Here is a 23,789-nt window from a genome sequence, read left to right as displayed (position 1 = left end):
CCGGATCGGACCCGTCACTGCTGCACCAGGCTCGCCGGGTCGATGTCGAGGACCGCTGCGATGTCGTCGGCGCTCACCGCCCCCTGACGCAGGATGCGCGGCGCCCGGCCGGTCAGATCGACGATCGTCGAGGCCTGTGCCTTCGGCGACGGTCCGCCGTCGAGATAGACCGACACCGAATCACCGAGTTGCGTGCGGGCCTCCTGCGCGGTCGTCGACGGCGACTGGCCCGAGACATTGGCGCTCGACACCGCCATCGGCCCGACCTCACGCAGGATCTCGATGGCCACCGGATGCAGCGGCATCCGCAGCATCACAGTGCCGTCGGTGTCGCCGAGATCCCAGGCGAGTGACGGCGCCTGCTGCACCACCAGCGACAACCCACCCGGCCAGAACGCCTCCACGAGCGCGCGCGTCGCGGAGCTGACGCCGAGAACGAGTCCGTCGACGGTATGCCAGGAGCCGACGAGCACCGGAACCGGCATGTCGCGGCCCCGACCCTTGGCCGCCAACAGCTCCGCAACAGCTTCGGAATCAAATGCGTCGCAACCGATTCCGTACAGCGTGTCGGTGGGCATGACGATCAGCCGGCCGGACTTGGCGGCACCGACCGCCGCCCGGATTCCGGTGGCTCGCTGGTCGGGATCTGCACAGTCGAAAAGTGAGCTCACCGGTCCATCCTCGCACGGGCCGTGACGAACCTCGGACGGCCGGCGAGATCCCGATGTTCCTGCACCTCGTCGAAGGCGCCCGACCCCGTCATCACCGCAACCACCGACGCCGACGTCGTGTCGTCGTGTTCGATCCCGACCCGGCCACCGGACCGCAAGATCTCGGCGATCACCCCGACCATCGGGGTGATCACCGACATGCCGTCGCCACCACCGAACACCGCTTCGGCCGGGTCGGCCTGCACCTCCTGCGACACCGGCACACCCGTGGGCACATAAGGAGGATTGCTCACCACGAGGTCCACCGGGCCGCCGACGAACGCCGACACCGCGGCGGAATCGGTCGCATCGCCGAGATGAACGTGGACGCGGTCGGTGACCCCGGCGTCATCGACGTTGCGGCGCAACCACTGTGCCGCGATCGGGGAGCGCTCCACGGCGTGCACCCGCGCCCTCGGCAGCGACACGGCCAGCGCGATCGCCAGCGCCCCACTGCCACTGCAGAGGTCGACGATCGTGGGACTGTCCCCTTCTGCCACCTCGAGCGCCCACGCGTAGAGCAGCTCGGTCTCCGGACGCGGGACGAACACCCCCGGCCCGACGGCGAGCTCGACCGGCCCGAACGATGCCGATCCGGTGAGATGCTGCAGCGGAACCCGACGGGCACGCGCGGCGACGAGATCGTCGTAATCCTTCGCCACGGCGTCGCTGATATCGTCGACCAGCAACAGCCGACCCTGCGAGACGCCGAGCACGTGGGCGAGCAGCCATCGCGCGTCAGCGGCCGGGGAGTCGACCCCCACAGATGCGAGAACCGTGGTCGCCGAAGCGATCACGTCCCGGACCGATCGGGTCACTGCGCCTCGAGGCGCGCCTGCCGGTCGGCCGCGACGAGCGCATCGAGCAACGCGTCCATGTCACCACTCAGCACGGCATCGAGATTGTTCGCCTTGTAACCGATGCGGTGATCGGTGATCCGGTTCTCCGGGAAGTTGTAGGTGCGGATCCGTTCGGACCGATCGACGGTGCGGATCTGTGCCGCCCGTCCCTCCGCAGCCGCGGCCTGCGCCTCTTCCTCTGCCGCGGACTGCAATCGGGCGGCGAGCACCTGCATCGCACGCGCCTTGTTCTGCAGCTGCGAACGCTCGTTCTGGCAGGTCACCACGATCCCGGTCGGAAGGTGGGTGATGCGCACCGCCGAGTCGGTGGTGTTGACGCCCTGCCCACCCTTACCCGACGAGCGATACACGTCGATCCGCAGATCCGACTCGTCGATCGCGACCTGCTCCACCTCATCGGGTTCCGGGTAGATGAGCACCCCGGCCGCCGACGTGTGAATGCGCCCCTGCGACTCGGTGACCGGCACCCGCTGCACGCGGTGCACACCGCCCTCGAACTTCAATCGCGACCACACCCCGTCCCGCGACACCTCACGCGAGCGAATCGACATCGTGGCTTCCTTGTAGCCGCCGAGATCGGACTCGGTGATACCCAGCATTTCGGCCTTCCACCCGTGTCGCTCGCAGTACTTCAGGTACATACGTGCCAGATCCGCGGCGAACAACGCCGACTCCTCGCCGCCCGCACCGGATTTGATCTCGAGCACCACGTCGTCGGCGTCGTGCGGGTCACGCGGGGCGAGCAGATCGGTCAGCGTCGCATCGAGTTCTGCCACCGTCTCCTCGAGCGCCGGGATCTCCTCGGCAAAACCGGCATCGTCGGCGGCGAGCTCCCGTGCCGCCGCGAGATCGTCACGCGCAGACTGCAAACGGGCATGCGTTGCCATGATCGGAGCCAACTCGGCGAACCTCTTACCCACGCGACGCGCCATCGCCGGATCGTCATGCAACGACGGATCGGCGAGCTGGGTCTCCAAACCCGCATGCTCGGCGAGGATGTCGTCGATGGCGGTTCCTTTGGCGCGGACTCCGTCCGCGCGTGCACCTGCGCCTTTACTCACCGCTCTTCGTCCTCATCACGTCGTCGCTGCGCTCCTCGTTCTTCGTCCTGCATCGCGGCGCGGCGCAGTGCCTTTGGCACCGGCTCCGCCGGTGCGGTGTTCGCGCCCTGATGCGCCGCTCTTCGTCGTCATCGCCTTGTCGCTCCGCTAGCACCATTGGCACCGGCTCCGCCTGTGCGTGCACTCGCGCCTTCAGTCACCGCTCTTCGTCCTCATCACGTCGTCGCTGCGCTCCTCGTTCTTCGTCCTGCATCGCGGCGCGGCGCAGTGCCGCTGGCTCAGCGATCACCGCCGCGGGCCGTGCAAAGACAAACGACGCCCGGCCGGTTCTTGCTGAACCGGGCGGGCGTCGTCGACGGGTCTACTTGGCGGCGTCGGCCTTCTTGCGCTTGCCGTAGCGAGCCTCGAACTTCGCGACGCGACCGCCGGTATCGAGGATCTTCTGCTTGCCCGTGTAGAACGGGTGGCACTGCGAGCAGACTTCCACGTTGATGCGACCGTTGGCAGCGGTGCTGCGGGTCTCGAACGTGTTGCCGCAGCCGCACACGACGGTGGTCGCGTGGTAATCGGGATGGATTCCCTGCTTCATCTCTGGTGTCCCTTTCTCGTGGTCGCCGGGTCACCGACGCGGATCGTCGGTGTGAACCGGAACCGGACTCGACCGATCAGTATGCCACGCGTACCGCACCGGACCGAAATCGTCGGTGACCGGTGACGACGTGCCCCACCGAAGGGTTCACCGGCCTCAACAGACCCACCCACGGGTTCATTCCCGCCATCGGCGACATATTTAGGGCACGCTCATGTTGGTAAGGCTTGGCTAAGTTATAGTGCCTCTGATGTTCGCTTCATCGTCGCAGCGGACATCGCCGACCGGCTCACTCGGACGTCACCGCCGAGGCCGGCACATCGAGTGGATACGCGGGCACACGAGGAGACGAATGCAGGCCGATCGGCACGGTCACCAGCAGCTGCTGGTCGACCCCAGCGACGAGAAGAGCAGTTGTGGGGTGGGCTTCATCACCCGTAAAGACGGCGTCCAGAAGCACAGCGTGATCGACAAGGCGCGTGCCGCACTGTGTTCGGTACCCCACCGCGGCGGCATGTCCGCGTTGGGCGTCGGCGACGGCGGCGGCATCTGCATCGACCTGTCCCAACGGTTCTTCCGCAAACTCACCGGCCGCCCCGACCTGCGCCTTGGCCAGTTCTGCGTCGGCAACTTCTTCTTGCCGACCACCGAGGAGTCGGCCGCCAAGGCCACCCGGTTGATCGAGCGCACGATGGCCGACCGCGGATTCACCGTGTTGTGTGTGCGCGACGTGCCGGTCGACGACGACGTTCTCCGCGAGGCCGCCGTCGACTTCCAGCTCCCGATCCGCCAGTGGATCTTCGCAGCACCGCAACCGTGCCCCGAGCCGGTGGCCCTCGACCGTCTCGTCGAGCAGGCGCTTCTGCACATCGAGGCGATCGGCTACACGGCGCCCGCGCTTGCCGGGCTCTATCCGCTCTCACTGTCGGCACGCACACAGGTCCTCAAAGGACGACTGTCCTCCCCGGAGGTCATCGACTACTTCCTCGACCTCGCCGATCCCGATCATCGCGTGCACACCCTGTTCTTCCACACGCGCTTCTCCACCAACACCGACCCGCATCCCACGATGGCGCAGCCGTTCCGGTTCCTCGCGCACAACGGCGAACTCAACACCGACAAAAAGAACCGCATCGCCCAGGTCTCCGCTGCCGCGGCAGCCCGACGGCCCATCGTGCGTCCACCCGGCCAGTCCGACTCCAGCCGCCTCGACCAGACCGTGGCCGCTCGGGTGATCAACGACCAGACCGACCTGGTCACGACGATCGTGTCGATGATGCCGCCGGCATGGGAGAACGATCCGACGCTGTCGGACCGCGTCCGGGCGATGTTCGAGTACTTCTCGCTCTACGAGGAGAAGAACGACGGACCCGCCGCGGTCGTCTTCGGTGACGGTACGATCATCGGCGCGCGACTGGACCGTCTCGGCTTGCGGCCGCTGCGCACCGTCGAGACCACCGAATACCTGTGCGCCTTTTCCGAAGCCGGGCAGGTCGACTTCGATCCCGACACCGTGATCGCCCGCGGCCGCGTCTCCGCGGGCGGGATGATCTACTACGACCATCGCGAGCATCGCGTCTACACCACCGCCGACGCCTACGAAAAGCTCTCCACCGCACGGGATTACCCCGCCTTGCTGCGCGCGGCGAAGGTCGATCTCGCCGATATCGCCGCAGCGCACACCTCGGCCGAGTCCTCGTCGAACGGCATCCCGGCCACGGCCGCCGAGCACGATCTCACCGATCATCAGCGCTACCGCGCCTACAATCTGGATCAGGAGAGCTTCCGGTACTTCATCGACCCGATGCTCGCCGACGGCGTCGAGCGGGTCTCCGCGATGGGCTTCGGCAACGCCATCAATCCGCTGACCAACGTCGAACCCAATGTGTCACGGTTCTTTTCGCAGCGTTTTGCGCAGGTGACCAATCCGCCACTGGACTCCATCCGGGAGGCCGACGGGATGAGCCTGCGGGTCGCACTCGGCCGGCGCCCGGACATCAACGCCGAGCCGGACCCGTCCGAAGGACGCCAGATCGTACTCGGCACACCGATTCTCACCGCCGGCGAACTCGGACTGCTGATGGCACAGTCGGAATCACCGGTGCAGCTCTTCGACGCGACATTCGAGCGGGGAGTCGACGCCGACGCCGATCGCATCCACCTCGTCGAATCGATCGACCGTCTCGGCGCTCGAATCGTCGAGTTCGCTTCGGCCACCGGCGGTATCGCCGTCCTCAGCGACCGCGGGATCGGTCCCGAACGGGCGGCGCTGCCGATGATCTTCACGGTGTCGGCGGTCAATCAGCAACTCATCTCCGCCGGGGTGTGCCTGCGGATCTCGGTCGTCGTCGACACCGGCCAGGTCGAATCGTCGCATCATCTCGCGGCGATCCTCGGGTTCGGTGCCGCCGCGGTGCATCCACACACGGTGGCCCGGCGGGCACCCGACGAGGAGGGGTTCGCCCGGTGGCGCAAGGGCGCCGAGAAATCGCTGTGCAAGACCATGGGCCGGGTCGGGCTCTGCACGGTCGAAAGCTACATCGGCGGTGAGTTCTTCGAACCGGCCTTCCTCGACACCGCCGAGCAGGATCTGCACCGCTGGTTCCCGAATCTACGGGCACCGGTCGGCGGCGTGGGCCTGCAACCGATCGTCGAGGCCCTCGGAGCCGCACACAGCGCGGCGATGAACGCCCCGGTACCGGCTGCCGACGCCGACCTACCCCTGCTCGGCCTGTTCAAGGAACGTGCCGAGGGCGCGGGACACTCGTTCGGCGCCGCGGCCGTCCGCGGATACGGCGCCCTCGTCGACGAGAAGATCCATTTCTCCTCGGCGCGAGGCGAATCGACGAAAGCAGAGGCCGAGGGGCTCGGTGACACGGTCCGCCTGCTCACCCTGGCCACCCTCGCCGACGCGTTCGGTCTGGGTGACGAGGTCTACGAGGACAGCAGCTTTGCGGCATTGAGTCCCGCCGAGATCGATCGGTTCACCGTCACCGACGCCTATCGCGGTTTCGTCGCTGATCTGGCGGCCACGCGGGCCCGCCGCCCGAGCGCGTTGCGCGACATCCTGGAGCCGGTGGCCGACACCCCACCGATCGCGCTCACCGACGTGCAACCCGCACATGAGATCACGGCGACCTTCGCCTCCGGCGCAATGAGTCACGGCGCACTCGTCGCACCCGCCCATGAGGCGGTCGCCCACGGCACCAACATGGTCGGTGGCCTGTCCAATTGCGGCGAGGGGGGCGAACATCTCTCGCGCTATGGGACGTTGCGCGCCTCGCGGATCAAGCAATTCGCCTCCGGACGATTCGGGATCTGGGCCGGATACCTCGCCGACCCGATGCTCACCGAGCTCGAGATCAAGATCGGCCAGGGAGCCAAACCCGGTGAGGGCGGCCAACTCCCGGCACCCAAGGTGACCGTCGAGATCGCCGCCGCCCGTGGCGGTACGCCCGGGGTCGAACTCGTCAGCCCACCGCCGCACCACGACACCTACTCCATCGAGGATCTCGCCCAGCTCATCCACGACTGCAAGGCCGCGCGTGTTCGGGTGATCGTCAAACTCGTCAGTTCCGAGGGCATCGGCACCATCGCGGTCGGTGTCGCCAAGGCCGGCGCCGACGTCATCAACGTGGCGGGCAACACCGGCGGAACAGGCGCGGCGTCGGTGACGAGCCTGCGGTATGCGGGCCGAGCCGCCGAGATCGGGCTCGCCGAGGTCCATCAGGCGTTGTCGGTGCACGGGCTGCGCCAGAAGGTGGTGCTGCGGACCTCCGGCGCCCACCAGACCGGACGCGACGTGCTCGTCTCTGCTCTCCTCGGTGCCGACAGCTTCGAATTCGGCACCGCCGCACTGATGATGATCGGTTGCGTGATGGCCAAGAACTGCAACATCAAGTGCCCGGCCGGACTCACCACCAATCCGGAGGTGTTCGACGGCGATCCACGGGCGATGGCGCAGTATCTGCTCAATGTCGCCCACGAGGTCCGCGAACTCCTCGCCGATCTCGGGTTGCCGGATCTGCGCGCCGCCCGGGGACGCACCGATCTGCTCCGGCTGATCGATCATCCCGCACTGGTCTCCGGTCTGCGCCCGCAAGCCCTGCTCGCGCGGATCGAGGCACCCGAGATCACCGATCCGGTGTATCTCGAACGGGATTACCGCGTCGATGACGCGCTCGGCGAACAGGTCTGGCGCGCGCTTGTCGATGAGTCCCGCGACAGGGTCCACACCACACCGGTGGTGCTGACCAACCGCAACCGAAGTGTCGGTGCACAACTCGCCGTCGACATCGAGCGGCGGCTCAATCACGGGACCGTCCCCGAGGTGGCCGCCGCGATCCGCGACGATCGCGGCCGATGCCACCTCGACGCCGATACCGTGGTCGTCGCCACCTCCGGTTCGGCCGGATTGTCCTATGCCGCATTCTGCAACGACGGGATGCGGCTGGAACACCACGGAACCTGTAACGACGGAGTGGGCAAGTCCATGTGCGGCGGCACCGTCGTGGTGCGGTCCCCCGGAGGCGGCTCCCCCGCGCTCGGTGGCAACGTCCTCATCGGGAACTTCGCCCTGTTCGGGGCCACCGGCGGGCGCCTGTTCGTCGAGGGTGAGGCCGGAGATCGCTTCGCGGTCCGCAACTCCGGTGCCACCGCCGTCGTGGAGGGGCTCGGCGAATTCGGTTGTGAGTACATGACAGGCGGTGCCGTGTTCAACCTCGGCGGCTACGGCAACGGCCTGGGAAACGGGATGAGCGGCGGCTTTCTCTATCAATACGATCCCGGATGCGAACTTGCCGAACGGATCAGCAACGACTCGGTGCTCGTCGGTGCGATCACCGGCGTCGGCGATCCACTCGCCCCGATCCATCACCATGCCGCGTTCACCCTGCTGCAGATGCACGCCGAGGCCACCGGCTCGGCGTTGGCCACACGGCTGCTCGAGAATTGGGAGACCGAAAGGCATTACGTCAGCTATGCGTTACCCCGGGCGTTGCTTGCCCACCAGGACGCCGACACCCTCATGGCGACGCTGAGCCCGCGAGCGCTACGCGATGAACTCGTCGGGGCGATGGCACTCGGCCAGATCCGAACCCTCAAGACCGATCTGCGCTCCGGGACACCCGTCGTCGAGGGTGTGGTGCCCGAGTACGGCCACACCGACGATGCCGACATGTACCGCTTGCTGGGTGCTTTCACGGTTTTCGGACTCGCCCGCGAGGTCGCCGGCGCGCGACTGAACCACCGGGGCGCCAGGGCGGCAACGGGTTCGCCGAGTGAGGAGTTCCTCGCGCGTTCGGCACGCAATCTGATCCTGACCGAGGATCACGATCTCATCGCCCGGGTATCCCGTTACGTGCGAGACATTCTGGCGCAGTACGACTCCGAGCAGATCGCCGCGCTCATCTCCGCCAAACGCGTCGACGACTACAAGGCGGCACTCGAACGCCGCAACGTGCGCTCGATGGATGCCCCCGGCACCTACGGCTGGATTCTCCACCAGGACCGCCGCAATCGAGAACGACTCGGTCGGCTACCGAGTTTCGACGAACTGTTCGCCATGCGGGCGATCCCCGACGTCGCCGAGTCCCTCGCGCGTTCGGCCGCCGCAGTCCTACCGGAGGTCTCCTGAGATGCAATTGCCCTACATTCCCTCCGACGTCCCGTTCACCGGCGATCAGAAGGCTTGGCTGGCGGGATTTCTCGCGGGATTGAACACCAAGATCGCGATGGCCGGATCGGCCACCGCGCAGCCCATCGGCGCGGTCCAGGCGGCCGCGCCGACCGGGATCGCCCTGCAGGTCGTGTTCGGCTCCCAGACCGGGACCGCCGAATACCTCGCCGAGCAACTCGTCGAACAGGCCGGCGCGCAGGGATTCGTCCCCCAGTTCTGCGGTCTCGACGCCCTCGAACTCGGCGACCTGACTGCGGTGCGACGACTGGTGGTGATCACCTCCACCTACGGCGAGGGCGACATGCCCGACAACGGTGAACTGTTCTGGCAAGCACTCGCCGCACCCGACGCACCCCGCCTGGACGGGTTGTTCTACGGCGTTCTGGCGCTGGGTGATTCGATCTACGACGGGTTCTGTCAGGCCGGGAAGAACATCGACGCCCGACTGGCCGAACTCGGCGCCACCCGGGTGATCGACCGGGTCGACTGCGACGTCGACTACGAGGAACCCGCCCGCGAGTGGATCTCGGGCGCGATCACCGCGCTGGCCACCGTCGACACCGACACCTCCGATTCCACCGCCCCCGACTCCTCGGCATATGACTCCTCGGCACCGGCCACCCAGCCTTCGGTCCCCGCTGCGGCCGAAACCGTTGCCCCCGTCCCGGCAACCAGGCCCCGTACGCCGGCGAAGTGGGGGCGCAAGAATCCGTATCCGGCGACCATCGTCGCCAACACGGTGTTGTCCGGCCCGGGATCGGACAAGGAAGTTCGTCATCTGGTGATCTCGTTGGGCGACAGCGGAATCACCTACGAGCCGGGCGACGGTATCAGCATCGCCCCGGTCAACGACGCTGCTCTGGTGGAACGCGTGATCAGCCGTCTCGGAGCGACCGGCGACGAGCCGATCACCGATCGCAAGTCCACCCGCACGTTGCGTGATGCCCTGACACGTCAGTACGAGATCGCGACGCCGTCGAAGTATCTCGTCGACTACATCGCCTCGCGCAGTCAGGATCCGGAGTTGCTGCACCTGGTGTCCACCGGCGACAAGGAGGCACTCGACGCGTGGCTGTGGGGCAAGGACGTGCTCGACCTCCTCGAAGTCGACCCGTCCCTGACGATCACCCCCGAGGAGTTGCTCGCCGAACTGCGTCCGTTGGCGCACCGGGTGTACTCCATCTCGTCGAGTCCCCGTGCACACCAGGGCACCGTGCACATCACCATGGCCACCGTCCGCTACCGCTCCGGCGAACGCGAACGTGGTGGGGTGTGTTCGACGTTCCTCGCCGATCGCCGCCACGACGGCGACACCGTCGACGTCTTCATCACCCCCAACAAGTCGTTCCGGCTGCCGGCCGACGACGCCGCGACGATCATGATCGGGCCGGGTACCGGAATCGCACCGTTCCGTGCGTTCCTGCACGAGCGGCAGGCCCGCGGCTGTTCGGGACGGAACTGGCTGTTCTTCGGCGACCGGCATCACGCCACCGACTATCTCTACGCCGATGAGATCGACCAATTCCGCGCCGACGGTGTGCTCACCCGTGTGGATCTCGCGTTCTCCCGTGATCAGGATCGCAAGGTCTATGTACAGGACCGGATGCGTGAGCAGGGGGCGGAACTCTTCGCGTGGCTGGAATCCGGTGCGCACCTGTATGTGTGCGGCGACGCCACCCGGATGGCGCGCGACGTGGAGACCACACTCACCGAGATCATCGCCGAGCACGGTTCCCGCTCTGCCGATCAGGCCGGTGACTACCTCGATCAACTGAAGAAGGACAAGCGCTACCTGCGCGACGTCTACTAGGAAAGGAAGGGCGTCATGCCCACCAACCCCGAGTCCACTCCCGGCCATGAAGACGCCCCCGACGGCTCCGGCACGTCCCTGTCGCGGGGCTGTCGGCGCGACCAGGGATGTGGTTGTGCGCCAGGGAGTTCGGGTACCAGCGATCTCGCGACGCTGATGGCCTCCCCGGGTTTCACCGGCACTGTACTCGGCGTCGAGCCCGCCGTCGTCGGAGCGCATCTTCCACATCTCGACCAGGTGGTCGGCGTCACCGTGGCGGGGCCGGTGGTGTGCAATGACGTCGGCGCCCACGAGCCGCCGGTGCATCCGGGTGGACCGATCCGGTGCGATGCCTCGCGTATCACGTTGCGGCTCAACCCCGCTCGTCTGGGGTCGGCGCTGATCACCGAACCCGCCGCGCATGTCCCGCCGACCCTGCGGTTCTTCGACGTCGACGGGAACACCGCTCATGCCACGTATCTCACCGAGCTCAGTGACCGGCTGGCCTTCGAGTCGATCGGACTCGGGCGCGCCGATCCGAGCTTCGCCGACGCCGCCGGCCTCGACTCATACGGTCCCGACGCCCCTGCGAGCTGGTCGACGCCGACACCTGTCCGCGCCGACGACGACCAGATCACCCAATTCGATTCCATCCTTGCCGACGGCGGTGTCGCGCGACGCACCGAACTCCCGGGTCTTTCCGATGCCGGTTTCCGCAGGGTCGACGACCGGCAGGTGATCGCCGCGCTCGAACACGCTGCACTCCTGGGCATGGCGATGACGACGGCCACCTGTGCACCCGGGTGTATCCAGATGCGCCACGACCAGCTCGACGGCGCCCGCGAGCACCGCGGCCAGATGGTCGTGGCCTCCGGGCGCGCGCGGGCGATGATCAATTTCGGTCTGGTCGCCGAGTCCTGGATCACCTGGTCGGACGGAGTGTGGGGACGCACCGGCTCGATCGAGCTGTACGACCGGCACGGCGCCTGCAGCCTCGTGCTCACCCAGACCGGCCCGGTTCCCGCACCGGTCTTCGCTGCCTGGGATCATCTACTGACCGACCTGGTCGCCTGAGCCGCCCGCGCCCGCAACAGGCAGGCCACCGGACGAATCGAGCCGCCCTCGACCATCGCTGGATGGTCGAGGGCGGCTTGAGGTGGTCAAGGCCCAGCGGGCCAAATGCCCTGTGGCGAGACCTGTCTCAGTCGTCCTTCATCGCGCCTGGCGCATTGGTCTGCACCTGCATCAGGAACTCGACGTTGGTCTTGGTCTTCTTGAGCTGGCTGATCAACAGGTCGATCGCCTGCTGCGAATCGAGGCCGCTCAGCACACGACGGAGTTTGTAGACGATCCCGAATTCCTCGGGCGACATCAACAGCTCGTCCTTACGTGTGCTCGACTGATTGACGTCGACGGCCGGGAACACCCGGCGGTCGGCGATCTTGCGGTCGAGTTTGAGTTCGGCGTTACCGGTGCCCTTGAATTCCTCGAAGATCACCGTGTCGCCGGTGGAGCCCGTCTCGACCAGCGCGGAGGCGATGATCGTCAGCGACCCGCCGTTCTCGATATTGCGCGCGGCGCCGAGGAAACGCTTCGGCGGATACAGCGCGGTCGAGTCGACACCACCGGAGAGGATGCGACCCGACGCCGGCGAGGCGTTGTTGTAGGCGCGACCGAGACGGGTGATGGAGTCGAGCAACACCACGACATCCTTGCCACCCTCGACCAGACGCTTGGCGCGCTCGATGGCCAGCTCGGCGACGGAGGTGTGATCTGACGGCGGACGGTCGAACGTCGAGGCGATGACCTCACCCTTGACCGAGCGCTGCATATCGGTCACCTCTTCGGGGCGCTCGTCGACGAGCACCACCATGAGATGGCATTCCGGGTTGTTGGTGGTGATTGCGTTCGCGATGTCCTGGATGATCGTGGTCTTACCGGCCTTCGGCGGCGACACGATCAATGCTCGCTGCCCCTTGCCGATCGGCATGATCAGATCGATCACGCGGGTCGACAGGCGATCAGGGGTCGTCTCCAGGCGCAGGCGCTGATTCGGATAGAGCGGTGTCAGCTTGCCGAACTCCGGGCGCTTTCTGGCGGCCTCGACCTCGGCACCGTTGACGGTGTCGAGTCGCACCAGCGGATTGAACTTCTGCCGCTGATTGGGCTGCTCACCCTCGCGGGGCACCTTCACCGCACCGGTGATGGCGTCACCGCGGCGTAAGCCGTTCTTGCGCACGAGATTCATCGAGACGTATACGTCGTTGGGGCCGGCGAGGTACCCCGAGGTGCGGACGAACGCGTAGTTGTCGAGCACATCGAGAATGCCCGCGACGGGAGCGATGACGTCGTCCTCGGAGATCTGCGGCTCGCCCGAGGTGTTCTCGCGGTCGCGCCCACGACGCCGCTCGCGGAACCGACGTCCGCGGCGTCGGCCGCCCTGGTCGTCGTCGTCGTCGCGGTTGTTGTCGCGGTTGCCGTTCTGGCCCTGCCCGCCCTGGTTGTTACCGCCCTGGTTGTTACCGCCCTGGTTGTTACCGCCGTTCCGGTTGCCCTCGCGATTCTGGCCCGACTCGCGGTTCTGGCCACCCTCACGGTTCTGGTTGTTGCGGTTGCGATTGCGGTTGCGCTGGTTGCCCGACGCGTCGTCGCCCTCGGCGTCGGCGCGATTGTCGCGCCGCTCGGTGCGGGCCTCGCCGCCACCGCTCGTCGACTCGCCGGAAGTGTCGGTGGACTCGCGCTCGGAGCGCTTCTTCGGTGCCGCGTCGGTCTTCTCGGCGCCGGCTGCGGCGTCGGAGTCCGCGGCAGACGTCCGGGAGGTGCCGTTCTCGCGTGCGCTGGTCTCGCCTGCGCCGGTCTCGGCGGCGCCGTTCTTGCTCGCGCGTCCACGCGCCGGACGGCCGGTGGGCTCGTCGGCGGTGATCGTCATCTGTTCGGGGGAACCGGCCTTGGCCTGCTCGCCGGTTTTCGGCGATCCGCCGGACTGGCGCTCCTTGATCGCAGCGATGAGGTCACCCTTGCGCATGCCTGAGGTGCCCTTGATGCCCAGTTCCCCGGCGAGCGCACGGAGTTCGCTCAGCACCATGCCGGACAGTCCGGTTCGGGCGCTGCGGGCGCGGGTCTTCGGCGCCGCCGCTTCGGTGGTCGTGTCTGCGGAAGCGGGTGCGGTGATCAGGTCCGTATCGGTCACGGATGTCCTTTCATTCCCTTGCAAACCGTGTGCCGCAAGGGGCTTCATTCCGCCGTCGCCCTCGGTTGTCAGATGCCGAGGTTCGTCGGGCATGCCCGCCCTCGGTGGACGGGTGAGAGATCGTGGTCTCCGGCTGCGAGTGTCACTCCTGTACTCGGGTGCGCCAGTTGGGTGCCGGCTCGAGGAGGTGATTGTCGGGTCGGTATCGGTGAACCGTTCGTTCCGCTGTGGAGGCGGCTCCTCCACGGAGTGGACCACCAAGCTGATTACCCGAGAACATGGCTGAACGAGCCTTCGCGGCTAGACGAGGATATGATAACGCGTCGTCCCAGATGGGGCAACACGCCGTGTCCCCGCCGTATTCCGTGTCCCTGCGGTACTCCGTGTCCCTGAGGTACTCCGTGCCGCATTCGGCGTGTGCATTCCCCGCTCGTCCTCCCCGACGTCATCACATCCCGACCCCCACCGGCTCGACCTCGGCGAATGGGTCGTTGCCCGTGCCGGCCTCGGGCGTCAGCCTATCTCGACTCCGCCCGCGATTTCGACGGTCTGCGGAACGAATCCGTACTCGATTCCGAGGTCACGGGCGTCGGATGGGAGCGGTGCACCGCCGAGGACCAGTACGCTCGGTCCCGCGCCGGAGACCGTGGCCGCATGTCCCCGCTTGCGCAGCGCGGCGACGAGCTCTGCGGTCGGTCCCATCGCGGCTGCCCGGTATGGCTGGTGCAGACGATCCTCGGTGGCCGCGAGCAGGCAACTAGGGTCGCTGGTCAGCGCAACCACCGCCAGGGCCGCACGGCTCAGGTTGTGCACGGCGTCGGCGCGTGGCACCTCGTCGGGCAGCAGTCCGCGCGTGAAGGCGGTCGACGACTCGGTGGACGGCACGAACACGGTGGCGCTGATGTCGGGGTGCACCCGAAGACCACGAGCCTGGTAGCGGTCGCGGTCGTCGGTGCGTTCGGTCCAGGTCACCACGGCCGAGCCGAGTACCGATGCGGCGGCGTTGTCCGGGTGACCTTCGAACTCGCTGGAGAGTTGCACGAGTTCGTCGGTGGTCAGCGGTGCGGCGACCCCCGACGCCGCCAGTAGTCCCGACGCGGCGGCCAGGCCGGAGACCGAGGCGGCCGCCGACGATCCCAGACCGCGCGAGTGCGGGATGACGTTGACGCAGCGCAGGTGCATGCCGGACACCGAGAAGCCGGCGTGCGCCAGACCGCTCAGGATGGCGCGCACGACGAGATGGTTCGCGTCGAGAGGAACCTGCTCGGCCGCCTCACCGATCACCTCGACCGTGAGCCCGGTGTCGGTGGTCGTGACCGTCACCTCGTCGTGGATGCCGAGCGCGATACCGAGGCAGTCGAATCCCGGCCCCAGGTTCGCACTCGACGCCGGAACCCGAACCCGAGTTGAAATACCTTCGGGCAGTTGCCGATACACCGTGTCCGGGGTGACCATGAGCGATTCAGGCGACGCCGAGGGCATGGGCCACCGCCACCGGGTCGACGTCGATCGCTTCCACCTCGGGCATCCCCGACAACGCGGTGTCGGGATCCTTGAGTCCGTTGCCGGTCACGGTGCACACGACGGTTTCCCCGGCACGCACCCAGCCCTCCTCACGCGCGGCGAGCAGGCCCGCGACACTGGCCGCCGACGCGGGTTCGACGAAGACACCCTCGCGGCCCGCGACGAGACGGTAGGCCTCGAGCAACTTCTCGTCGGTGGCGGCGCGGAACTGCCCGCCGGATTCGTCCTTGGCGGCCACGGCCTGATGCCAGCTGGCCGGGTTACCGATCCGGATCGCGGTGGCGATGGTCTCCGGGTCGGCCACGGGCTCCCCGCTGACCAGCGGCGCCGCGCCGGCCGCCTGGACACCGAGCATGCGCGGACGCGACGAGGCGATCCCGTCGGTGTGGTACTCCGAGTAGCCCTTCCAGTAGGCGGTGATGTTGCCGGCGTTGCCGACCGGCAACGCATGGACATCAGGAGCGCGGCCGAGGACGTCGACGATCTCGAAGGCCGCGGTCTTCTGCCCCTCGATGCGGGCCGGGTTGACCGAGTTGACGAGCTCGATCTCGGTGAATTCGGCGGTCGCCTTGCGGGCGAGCTCCAGACAGTCGTCGAAGTTGCCCTGCACCTGAATGATCTTGGCGCCGTGCATGACCGCCTGCGCGAGCTTGCCCATCGCGATCTTGCCCTGCGGGATCAGCACCGCACAGGTGATCCCGGCGCGGGTGGCGTAGGCGGCCGCCGACGCCGAGGTGTTGCCGGTGGACGCGCACAGCACCGCGGTCTTGCCGTTGTTGACCGCGTTGGAGACGGCCATGGTCATACCGCGGTCCTTGAACGACCCGGTCGGATTCAGACCCTCCACCTTGAGGTACACCTCGCAGCCGGTGAGCTCCGAGAGATACGGCGCCGCAACGAGCGGGGTCGCGCCCTCGAGCAGGGTGATCACCTTCCAGTCGTCGGCGACCGGCAACCGCGACCGGTAGGCCTCGATGAGTCCGGGCCACCCCGAATGCACGGGGGCGAGCGGGGTCGACGGGGCGTCAGTCATCGGTACCTTCCAATCGCAGAACACTCGACACCTTGAGTACTTCGTCCATGTCTTCCAGTGCCGCAACGCATTCGGACTGAGCACGGTCGGGAGCGCGGTGGGTCACGACGATCAGCCGGGCATCCTCTCCCGCGCCTTCCTGCCGTACGGCGGCCAGACTGACCGAACGCTTGGAGAACTCACTGGCGATCTGCGCGAGCACTCCGGGGCGGTCGGCGACCCGCATCGACACGTAGTAGCGGGTGGGCACGTCGCCGATCGACGCGATGGGCAGTTTGGCGTAGGTGGACTCCAACGGTCCACGACCTCCGTGCACCTTGTTGCGGGCGGCCATCACCAGGTCGCCGAGGACCGCCGAGGCGGTCGGTGCCCCGCCGGCGCCTTGTCCGTAGAACATCAATCTCCCAGCGTTCTGTGCCTCGACGACGACGGCGTTGAATGCACCGCCGACCGTCGCGAGCGGATGGCTCAACGGGATCAGCGCCGGATAGACACGAGCGGAAACACGTTGCGTGCCATCGGTATCGCGCACACGTTCGCAGATCGAGAGCAGCTTGATGGTGCAGTCGAACTTGCGGGCGGCGAGCAGATCGGCGGAGGTCACCGCGGTGATGCCCTCGCGGTACACATCCGCGGCGGTGACCCGGGTGTGGAAGGCGATGGACGCGAGGATCGCCGCCTTCGCCGCCGCGTCGTATCCCTCGACGTCGGCCGTGGGATCGGCCTCGGCGTAACCGAGCCGACCGGCCTCGGCGAGCACCACGTCGTAATCGTCACCGTCGGCATCCATCGCCGACAGGATGAAATTGGTGGTGCCGTTGACGATTCCGGCCACCCGCTCGACGGTGTCGCCGGCCAGCGACTGCGTCAGCGGACGGATCACCGGGATGGCACCGGCCACCGCCGCCTCGAAGTACAGGTCGGCGCGGGCGGTCGCGGCCGCGGTCGCGAGTTCGCCGGTGTATTCGGCCAGCAGTGCCTTGTTGGCCGTGACGACCGACTTGCCGCTCTCGAGCGCATGACGGATCAGGCTGCGGGCCGGGTCGATTCCGCCCATCAGCTCGACCACGACGTCGACGTCGTCACGGGCGACCAACGACCCCGGGTCGTCGGTGAGCAGCTCGGAGTCGATCTTGCGGGGTTTGGCGAGATCGCGCACCGCCACGCCACGCACCTCGAGTCGCGCGCCCACCCGGGCGCGCAGATCGTCGGCACTCTCCTCGAGAATGCGCACGACCTCGGTGCCGACGTTGCCCATACCGAGCACCGCGACTCCGATGGATCGTGTCTGTGTACCCGCTCCGGTGGGGTCTTGTGTCTGGCTCACCTAGGTCACCTCCAGCCTCAGGAAATCGTCGATCGTCTCTCGCCGCAGGATCACCCGGGCCGTCCCGTCGGCAACACCGACGACGGCCGGGCGGGTGACCATGTTGTACCGCGAGGACATCGAATAACAGTAAGCCCCGGTCGCAGCCACCGCGATCAGGTCACCGGGCGCCAGATCCTCCGGCAGCCAGCAGTCCTTGATGACGATATCGCCGCTCTCACAATGCTTTCCGACGACGCGACTGACCACCGCGGGGGCGTCGGACACCCGCGAGACCAACCGCACGTCGTACTCGGCCTGATAGAGCACCGTGCGGATGTTGTCGCTCATGCCGCCGTCGACCGACACGTACCGTCGAATCGCTCCCCCACCGAGTTCGACGTCCTTGATGGTGCCGACGCGGTAGAGGGTGATGGTGCCGGGGCCGGCGATCGCGCGGCCGGGCTCGACCGCGAGCGTCGGCATCGGCAGCCCGACCGCCGCCGATTCGCGCTTGACGATCTCGGCCAGAGTTTGTGCCACCGCGACGACCGGCAACGGCCGATCCTCCGGAACATAGGAGATACCCAGTCCCCCACCGAGATCCACGATCGACATCTGCGAGGTCTTGTCCACGCCGAACTCGGCGACCACGTCGTGCAGCAGGCCGAGGACACGGTGTGCGGCGAGCTCGAAGCCGTCCATGTCGAAGATCTGCGACCCGATGTGACTGTGGAGGCCGACCAGCCGCAGGTTGTCGGTCGCGAAGACACGGCGGACCGCTTCCATGGCGACCCCGCCGGTCAACGCGAAACCGAACTTCTGGTCCTCGTGCGCGGTCGCGATGAATTCGTGGGTGTGGGCCTCGACGCCGACGGTGACCCGGATCAGCACGTCGGCGACGAGTCCCCGTTCGCCGGCGAGTGCGTCGAGTCGCTCGATCTCGGTCATCGAGTCGCAGACGATGTGCCCGACTCCCGCATCGAGTGCCGCGGCGAGCTCGGCAACACTTTTGTTGTTGCCGTGGAAGGCGATTCGCTCGGGCGGGAACCCGGCGTGCAACGCGATCGCCAGCTCACCACCGGAGCACACGTCGATCGACAAGCCCTCCTGATCGACCCACTTCGCGATCTCGGTGCACAGGAAGGCTTTTGACGCGTAGTGCACGCGACCGTAGGGCCCGAAGGCGTCGATCATGTCCGCGCAGCGCGACCGGAAATCGGACTCGTCGATGACGAACAACGGCGTGTCGAAGGTCTCGGCGAGTTCGCTCACCCCGACCCCGGCGATCTGCAGTTCACCCGAGGAGTCGCGAACGGCGTTGCGCGGCCACACCTGGGCCGGGATCTCGGCGAGCACCGCGGGATCGTTGGGTTTCTGCGCCAGATGCGGGGCAGCCACGAGGTCGGCGTGCCGAGGCCCGGCGGGGTGGGCGTTCACATCCGCTCCGGTGCGCCGACGCCGACCAGGGCCAATCCGTTGGCCAGGACCTGACGGCTCGCCGCACACAGGGCCAGCCGGGCGCGGTGGATGTCGCCGGCCTCTTCGTCGCCCTGCGGCAACACGCGGCAGTGCGCGTAGAAGCGGTGATAGGTCCCGGCGAGGCTCTCGAGGTAGCGGCAGATACGGTGCGGCTCACGCAGAGTCGCGGCGGTCGCGACCACCTCGTCGAAATCACCGAGGGTCTTGATGAGGTCGCCCTCTTCGGCGGTGTCGAGCAGGTCGAGGTGCTCGGTGCTCGCCGAGAGCCCGAGGTCGTCGGCGTTGCGTCCGAGTGCGGCGAGGCGGGCATGCGCGTACTGCACGTAGTACACCGGGTTGTCGTTGGACTGCTTGGCGAGCAGATCGAGGTCGATGTCGATGTTGACGTCGATCGACGAGCGGATCAGCGCGTACCGAGCGGCGTCCACACCGACCGCGTCGACGAGGTCGTCGAGGGTGATGACCGTGCCGGCACGCTTGCTCATCCGCACCGGCTTGCCGTCGCGCACGAGGTTCACCATCTGCCCGATCAGCACCTCGACGGTCTCCGGGTCGTCACCGAGGGAGGCCGCGGCCGCCTTGAGCCGCTTGATGTATCCGTGGTGGTCGGCGCCGAGCATGTAGATGCACAGGTTGAAGCCCCGGTTGCGTTTGTCGCGGTAGTAGGCGATGTCGCCGGCGATGTAGGCGGCCTCGCCGTCACTCTTGATGACGACGCGATCCTTGTCGTCGCCGTACTGTTCGGTGCGCAGCCACCAGGCGCCGTCGGACTCGTACAGGTTGCCGTTGGCCTTGAGCTCGGCGATGCACTCGTCGACGAGCCCGGTCTCGAACATCTTGTTCTCGTGGGTGAAGACGTCGAAGTCGGTGCCGAACTCGTGCAGGCTCTTCTTGATGTGGTCGAACATCAAATCGACGCCCACGGCACGGAAGGTCTCGACCCGCTGCGCCTCCGGCTGGTCGAGGACATCGGGAACATGCTCGGTGACCTGACGCGCGATGTCGACGATGTACTCGCCCGCGTACCCGTCCTCGGGCGTCGGCTCGCCGAGTGCCGCGGCCTCCAGCGACCGCGCGAATCGGTCGATCTGGGCGCCGTGGTCGTTGAAGTAGTACTCGCGCGTCACCGCCGCTCCTCGTGCGGCGAGCACACGTCCGAGTGCATCGCCGACCGCGGCCCACCGGGTGCCACCGAGATGGATCGGCCCGGTCGGGTTGGCCGAGACGAATTCGAGGTTGATCACCTTGTCGGCGAATTCGTCGCCGCGACCGTACTGCGTGCCCCGGTCGAGGACCGTCGCGACGACGGTGTTCTGCGCGGCCGCCGCCAACCAGATGTTGACGAATCCGGGGCCCGCGACCTCGGCCTTGGCGATCCCAGCGGCGGCAGCGAAGGCGTCGGCCAGCCATCCGGCGAGCTCACGCGGATTCACCCCGAGCTTCTTGCCCAGTTGTAGTGCGACGTTGGTGGCGTAATCACCGTGGTCGGCATGGCGCGGTCGCTCGATGACCACGGCGTCGGGGACCAATGACGTATCGAGGTCATGGTCTGCCACGACGGTGCGGGTGACAGAGCTCAGCAGCGCGGCGAGATCGGCGGGAGTCACAACACACCATCCTATGGTCCCGCCGCAGGCCGGGAACAATCGGCTCGACCGGGCCCGCGCTGCCCGGCCGCTCCGCGGGACACGTCAGGCGGCCGGCGTCGGGTCGAACTCCTCGACGACGGGTTCGGTCCCGGCCCGCAGGGTGACGAACGACCATTCCGGCACCGCCGTCCAATGCGTGTCCCGGTACTCCAGTTCGAGCGGCTCGGACACCAGAATCCGGCCGTCGGCGGGCAGCTCGATATGCGCTCCCGGATCGGCCGCCGACAACCGCATGTGTCCCGTCGAGTGATACAGCGTGCGCGAGGACCGGTCGCTCGAGTACCTCAGCGCGTAGAGCGCGTCGCCGTCGGCGGCGCAGAAGGTACCGACAAAGGGTTCGACGACGCCGTGGTCGGCGCGCGCCCGCTCGATACGGGCCACCATCCGCGCGAACGCGCCCTTCGGGTCGCTCGCCAGTCCGTAGGTCAGGGCGAGGAAGAAGCACACCTCGGTGTCGGCGTTGCCCTCCACGAACGGGTACAGCTCGGGATCGATGTCGAAGGTCAGGTCCCGCTTGAGATCCGAGAACCGCGGAATCTCCCCGTTGTGCTGAAACAGCCAGCGCCCGTGCACGAACGGATGGCAGTTCACACGTTCGGTGGTGCCGCCGAGCGCCGCGCGCACATGCGCGAGGAACATCGGTGACCGGATCTGCTCGGCGAGTCGCTGCAGGTTGTGGTCGCTCCAGGCGGGCCGGGTGTCGCGGTATTGGCCGGGAAAATCGCGATCGCCGTACCACCCGAATCCGAAGCCGTCGCCGTTGGTCGGCCAGTCGTGATGCCGAATCATCGTCGTCATCGGCGAGCCCGGGAGATAGAGCTGACGCGCCTCGAAGCTCTGGTCGACCAGCGAGTGCGACGGCCTGGTCAGCAGGTCCTCGAGATGAATCGGGGAACCGGTGTAGGCCAGCCAGCGACACATGGACCGACCGTAGCAATCACCCGCACCGCGCAATGCCCAACCGCAGCGGCTCGGCACCGGCAGACCTCGGCGAATCGATAGGGTGACCCCATGATCCGAGCCATCCGCCTGCACAACGACGAGAACGGACGTTCGCACGTCCGGCACGGACACATCGATCTGGTGGAGAACGCGGTGCGCTCGGCCGCGGCGGCCACGACGACCTCGGCGTTCCAGGAAACCGAGAGCGGCGGGTCACTCGATTGGCACACCGCGCCGCGACGGCAGTACGTGATCACCCTCGCGGGTGTTCTGGACTTCGTGACCCGCGACGGGGAGCAGTTCCGGCTCGAGCCGGGGATGGTGCTGGTGGCCGAGGACACCGTCGGCACCGGACATCGGTGGCATCTCGTGGGCCACGACCCGTGGCGCCGCCTCTACGTGGGGCTCGCCGAGGGCGCCGACAGCGGGTTTGTCCCCGACGCCTGAGGTTCTGGCGAGCGCGCTCTCGTCGAGCGAGTTCTCAGCCGATGTTCTGGGCGAGTCCCACCAGGATGTTCTCGGGCCCGCGGATGTAACAGAGGCGATAGACGTTCTCGTACTGCACCACTTCGGGGCCGACGAGACGCGCGCCTTTGGCGACGGCTCGGGCGAGGGTGTCGTCGAGGTCGTCGACCTCGAACATGACTCGCAGATATCCGAGCGCGTTCACCGGCGCGTTGCGATGGTCGTCGATCACCTCGGGTGCGAGGAACCGTGAGAGTTCGAGCCGACCGTGTCCGTCGGGCGTGCGCATCATCGCGACCTCGACGCGCTGATCGGCCAGCCCGGTCACCCGACCGGCCCACTCCCCCTCGGCCATCGCGCGACCCTCGAGCTCGAGCCCGAGTTCGACGAAGAAGTCGATCACCGCCGAGAGATCCTCGACGACGATGCCGACGTTGTTCATCCGGATCGTCATTCGTGACCGCCTTCTAGGGGAATTGTGTTGCGCCCGTTCATTGTTGATCCTCCGGATCGGCGAACACGGGAGTGCGGCGGCTCATCCCCGCCGCGACCGCCTCCAACTGATTCGGCGAACCCATCAGACCGACCTGCAGTTCGCTCTCCAGCAGCAGCGCCGACGCCGGGTCGGAGCTCGTCCAAGTGTCGTCGTAGAGACGCTTGGCGGCCTGAACCGCATGCGGGGATTTGCCGGCGATCTCGTGAGCCAGCGCCAATGCCTCGGCGAGCGGGTCGTCGGCGACACGGGTGACGAGGCCGAGCGCATCGGCTTCGGTTCCGCTCAGGATGCGTCCGGTGAACGTCAACTCCTTGGCGACGTCGATGCCGACGAGCCGCGGCAGGGTCTGGGTGATACCCATGTCGGGCACCAGACCCCACTTGACCTCCATGATCGACAGTCGGGCATCCGGTGCCGCATACCGAATGTCGGCACCGAGCGCGATCTGCATGCCGCCGCCGAAGCAGTTGCCGTGCACAGCGGCGATCACCGGCGCGGCGATGCGCGACCAGTCGTAGGACACGCGCTGGGCCAGATTGGCGGCGCGGCCGTCCTCGCGTGCCATGAGATCCATCGGACCGCTGCCCTCGCTGTCGCCCAGGCTCGTGATGTCGAGGCCCGAACAGAAACTCTTGCCGTCGCCGTGGAGTACGACGGCGCGCACGGTGCGATCGGCGGCCAGCTTCTCGGTGACGTCCACGAGCGCCTCGAACATCGCAGCATCGAGAGCGTTGTGCTTCTCGGCGCGATCCAGCGTCACCGTGGCGACGCCGTCAGCGTCGACGTCGAGGCGGATTCTGTGCTCGCTCATACTGATACCGATCTCCCGGGGGTCGGACGTCACGACTGCACGCTGTTGTCCAGGGTGCGCTGCCGACGTTACAGGTGGGTGCGGTGGCACGGTAGACGTTGCGCGTGCAGGATGTCGCGCCGTCTCGCACGAACAGAGGGGGTGTAGCGGCTGGGGAAGTCACGGTGCGCCTCCGTGGATCTCTTTCAAACACAGCAGGCGCACA

The 23,789-nt window shown here is 67.3% G+C and carries 17 protein-coding genes; 4 read left to right on the top strand and 13 right to left on the bottom strand.

Annotated features, from left to right (window positions below; all coding sequences use genetic code 11):
• Nucleotides 1–14: 14 nt before the first annotated feature.
• The 4 genes from AC5ZH6_RS09640 to rpmE form a co-directional block, all read right to left on the bottom strand.
• The gene (locus AC5ZH6_RS09640) at nt 15–671 is read right to left on the bottom strand and encodes an L-threonylcarbamoyladenylate synthase (RefSeq protein ID WP_006368530.1); all 657 of its coding nucleotides are present in this window, start codon (nt 669–671) and stop codon (nt 15–17) included.
• A complete protein-coding gene (gene prmC, locus AC5ZH6_RS09635; protein WP_006368531.1) occupies nt 668–1,528 on the bottom strand; it encodes a peptide chain release factor N(5)-glutamine methyltransferase in 861 nt (286 codons plus the stop codon). Before prmC ends, AC5ZH6_RS09640 begins: the two co-directional genes overlap by 4 nt.
• The gene (prfA, locus tag AC5ZH6_RS09630) at nt 1,525–2,631 is read right to left on the bottom strand and encodes a peptide chain release factor 1 (RefSeq protein ID WP_006368532.1); all 1,107 of its coding nucleotides are present in this window, start codon (nt 2,629–2,631) and stop codon (nt 1,525–1,527) included. The genes prmC and prfA overlap by 4 nt, the downstream gene beginning before the upstream one ends.
• Before the next feature lie 361 nt (nt 2,632–2,992).
• Nucleotides 2,993–3,220 carry a 50S ribosomal protein L31 gene (rpmE, locus tag AC5ZH6_RS09625; RefSeq protein ID WP_006368533.1) on the bottom strand — a complete coding sequence of 76 codons (228 nt, stop codon included), beginning with the start codon at nt 3,218–3,220 and terminating at the stop codon, nt 2,993–2,995.
• 352 nt (nt 3,221–3,572) lie between these two features.
• Here rpmE and AC5ZH6_RS09620 point away from each other — a divergent pair, with 352 nt between their 5' ends.
• From AC5ZH6_RS09620 to AC5ZH6_RS09610, 3 genes are read left to right on the top strand one after another with little or no spacing between them, the layout of a single operon-like run.
• A complete protein-coding gene (locus tag AC5ZH6_RS09620) occupies nt 3,573–8,855 on the top strand; it encodes a glutamate synthase-related protein (protein ID WP_006368534.1) in 5,283 nt (1,760 codons plus the stop codon).
• A 1-nt stretch (nt 8,856) separates the two neighbouring features.
• Nucleotides 8,857–10,707, top strand: coding sequence for a sulfite reductase subunit alpha (locus tag AC5ZH6_RS09615; protein WP_006368535.1), 1,851 nt, complete (start codon nt 8,857–8,859; stop codon nt 10,705–10,707).
• A 15-nt stretch (nt 10,708–10,722) separates the two neighbouring features.
• Nucleotides 10,723–11,760 carry a ChuX/HutX family heme-like substrate-binding protein gene (locus tag AC5ZH6_RS09610; RefSeq protein WP_006368536.1) on the top strand — a complete coding sequence of 346 codons (1,038 nt, stop codon included), beginning with the start codon at nt 10,723–10,725 and terminating at the stop codon, nt 11,758–11,760.
• A 127-nt stretch (nt 11,761–11,887) separates the two neighbouring features.
• Here the strand turns inward: AC5ZH6_RS09610 and rho are convergent, their stop codons facing one another.
• From rho to AC5ZH6_RS09575, 7 genes are all read right to left on the bottom strand, one after another.
• Nucleotides 11,888–13,876 (bottom strand): transcription termination factor Rho, encoded by a 1,989-nt coding sequence (gene rho, locus AC5ZH6_RS09605; RefSeq protein ID WP_006368537.1) that lies wholly within the window; start codon nt 13,874–13,876, stop codon nt 11,888–11,890.
• 513 nt (nt 13,877–14,389) lie between these two features.
• A complete protein-coding gene (gene thrB / locus AC5ZH6_RS09600) occupies nt 14,390–15,358 on the bottom strand; it encodes a homoserine kinase (RefSeq protein ID WP_006368538.1) in 969 nt (322 codons plus the stop codon).
• Nucleotides 15,339–16,433, bottom strand: a complete 1,095-nt coding sequence (gene thrC, locus AC5ZH6_RS09595; protein WP_006368539.1) for a threonine synthase — start codon at nt 16,431–16,433, stop codon at nt 15,339–15,341. Before thrC ends, thrB begins: the two co-directional genes overlap by 20 nt.
• On the bottom strand, nt 16,426–17,760 hold the full coding sequence (locus AC5ZH6_RS09590; RefSeq protein WP_006368540.1) for a homoserine dehydrogenase: 1,335 nt from the start codon (nt 17,758–17,760) through the stop codon (nt 16,426–16,428). Before AC5ZH6_RS09590 ends, thrC begins: the two co-directional genes overlap by 8 nt.
• Nucleotides 17,761–19,179 carry a diaminopimelate decarboxylase gene (gene lysA, locus AC5ZH6_RS09585; RefSeq protein WP_006368541.1) on the bottom strand — a complete coding sequence of 473 codons (1,419 nt, stop codon included), beginning with the start codon at nt 19,177–19,179 and terminating at the stop codon, nt 17,761–17,763.
• Nucleotides 19,176–20,828 carry an arginine--tRNA ligase gene (gene argS, locus AC5ZH6_RS09580; protein WP_006368542.1) on the bottom strand — a complete coding sequence of 551 codons (1,653 nt, stop codon included), beginning with the start codon at nt 20,826–20,828 and terminating at the stop codon, nt 19,176–19,178. Before argS ends, lysA begins: the two co-directional genes overlap by 4 nt.
• An 84-nt stretch (nt 20,829–20,912) precedes the next feature.
• The gene (locus tag AC5ZH6_RS09575; RefSeq protein ID WP_006368543.1) at nt 20,913–21,791 is read right to left on the bottom strand and encodes a class II glutamine amidotransferase; all 879 of its coding nucleotides are present in this window, start codon (nt 21,789–21,791) and stop codon (nt 20,913–20,915) included.
• Nucleotides 21,792–21,881: 90 nt separating this feature from the next.
• On the opposite strand from AC5ZH6_RS09575, the gene AC5ZH6_RS09570 reads away from it, so the two are divergent.
• On the top strand, nt 21,882–22,259 hold the full coding sequence (locus tag AC5ZH6_RS09570) for a cupin domain-containing protein (RefSeq protein ID WP_006368544.1): 378 nt from the start codon (nt 21,882–21,884) through the stop codon (nt 22,257–22,259).
• A gap of 34 nt (nt 22,260–22,293) precedes the next feature.
• On the opposite strand, the gene AC5ZH6_RS09565 is transcribed toward AC5ZH6_RS09570, so the two are convergent.
• Together AC5ZH6_RS09565 and AC5ZH6_RS09560 are read right to left on the bottom strand one after the other, a co-directional pair.
• On the bottom strand, nt 22,294–22,731 hold the full coding sequence (locus AC5ZH6_RS09565) for a VOC family protein (RefSeq protein ID WP_006368545.1): 438 nt from the start codon (nt 22,729–22,731) through the stop codon (nt 22,294–22,296).
• A gap of 37 nt (nt 22,732–22,768) precedes the next feature.
• Nucleotides 22,769–23,584: a crotonase/enoyl-CoA hydratase family protein gene (locus tag AC5ZH6_RS09560; protein ID WP_006368546.1), complete on the bottom strand. Its 816-nt coding sequence runs from the start codon at nt 23,582–23,584 to the stop codon at nt 22,769–22,771.
• Nucleotides 23,585–23,789 lie beyond the last annotated feature (205 nt).

The sequence above is a fragment of the Gordonia sp. YC-XJ4 genome (assembly GCF_059511865.1).
The sequence above is the reverse complement of the archived record's forward strand: the minus strand, read 5'-3'. Positions and strand labels throughout refer to the sequence as shown.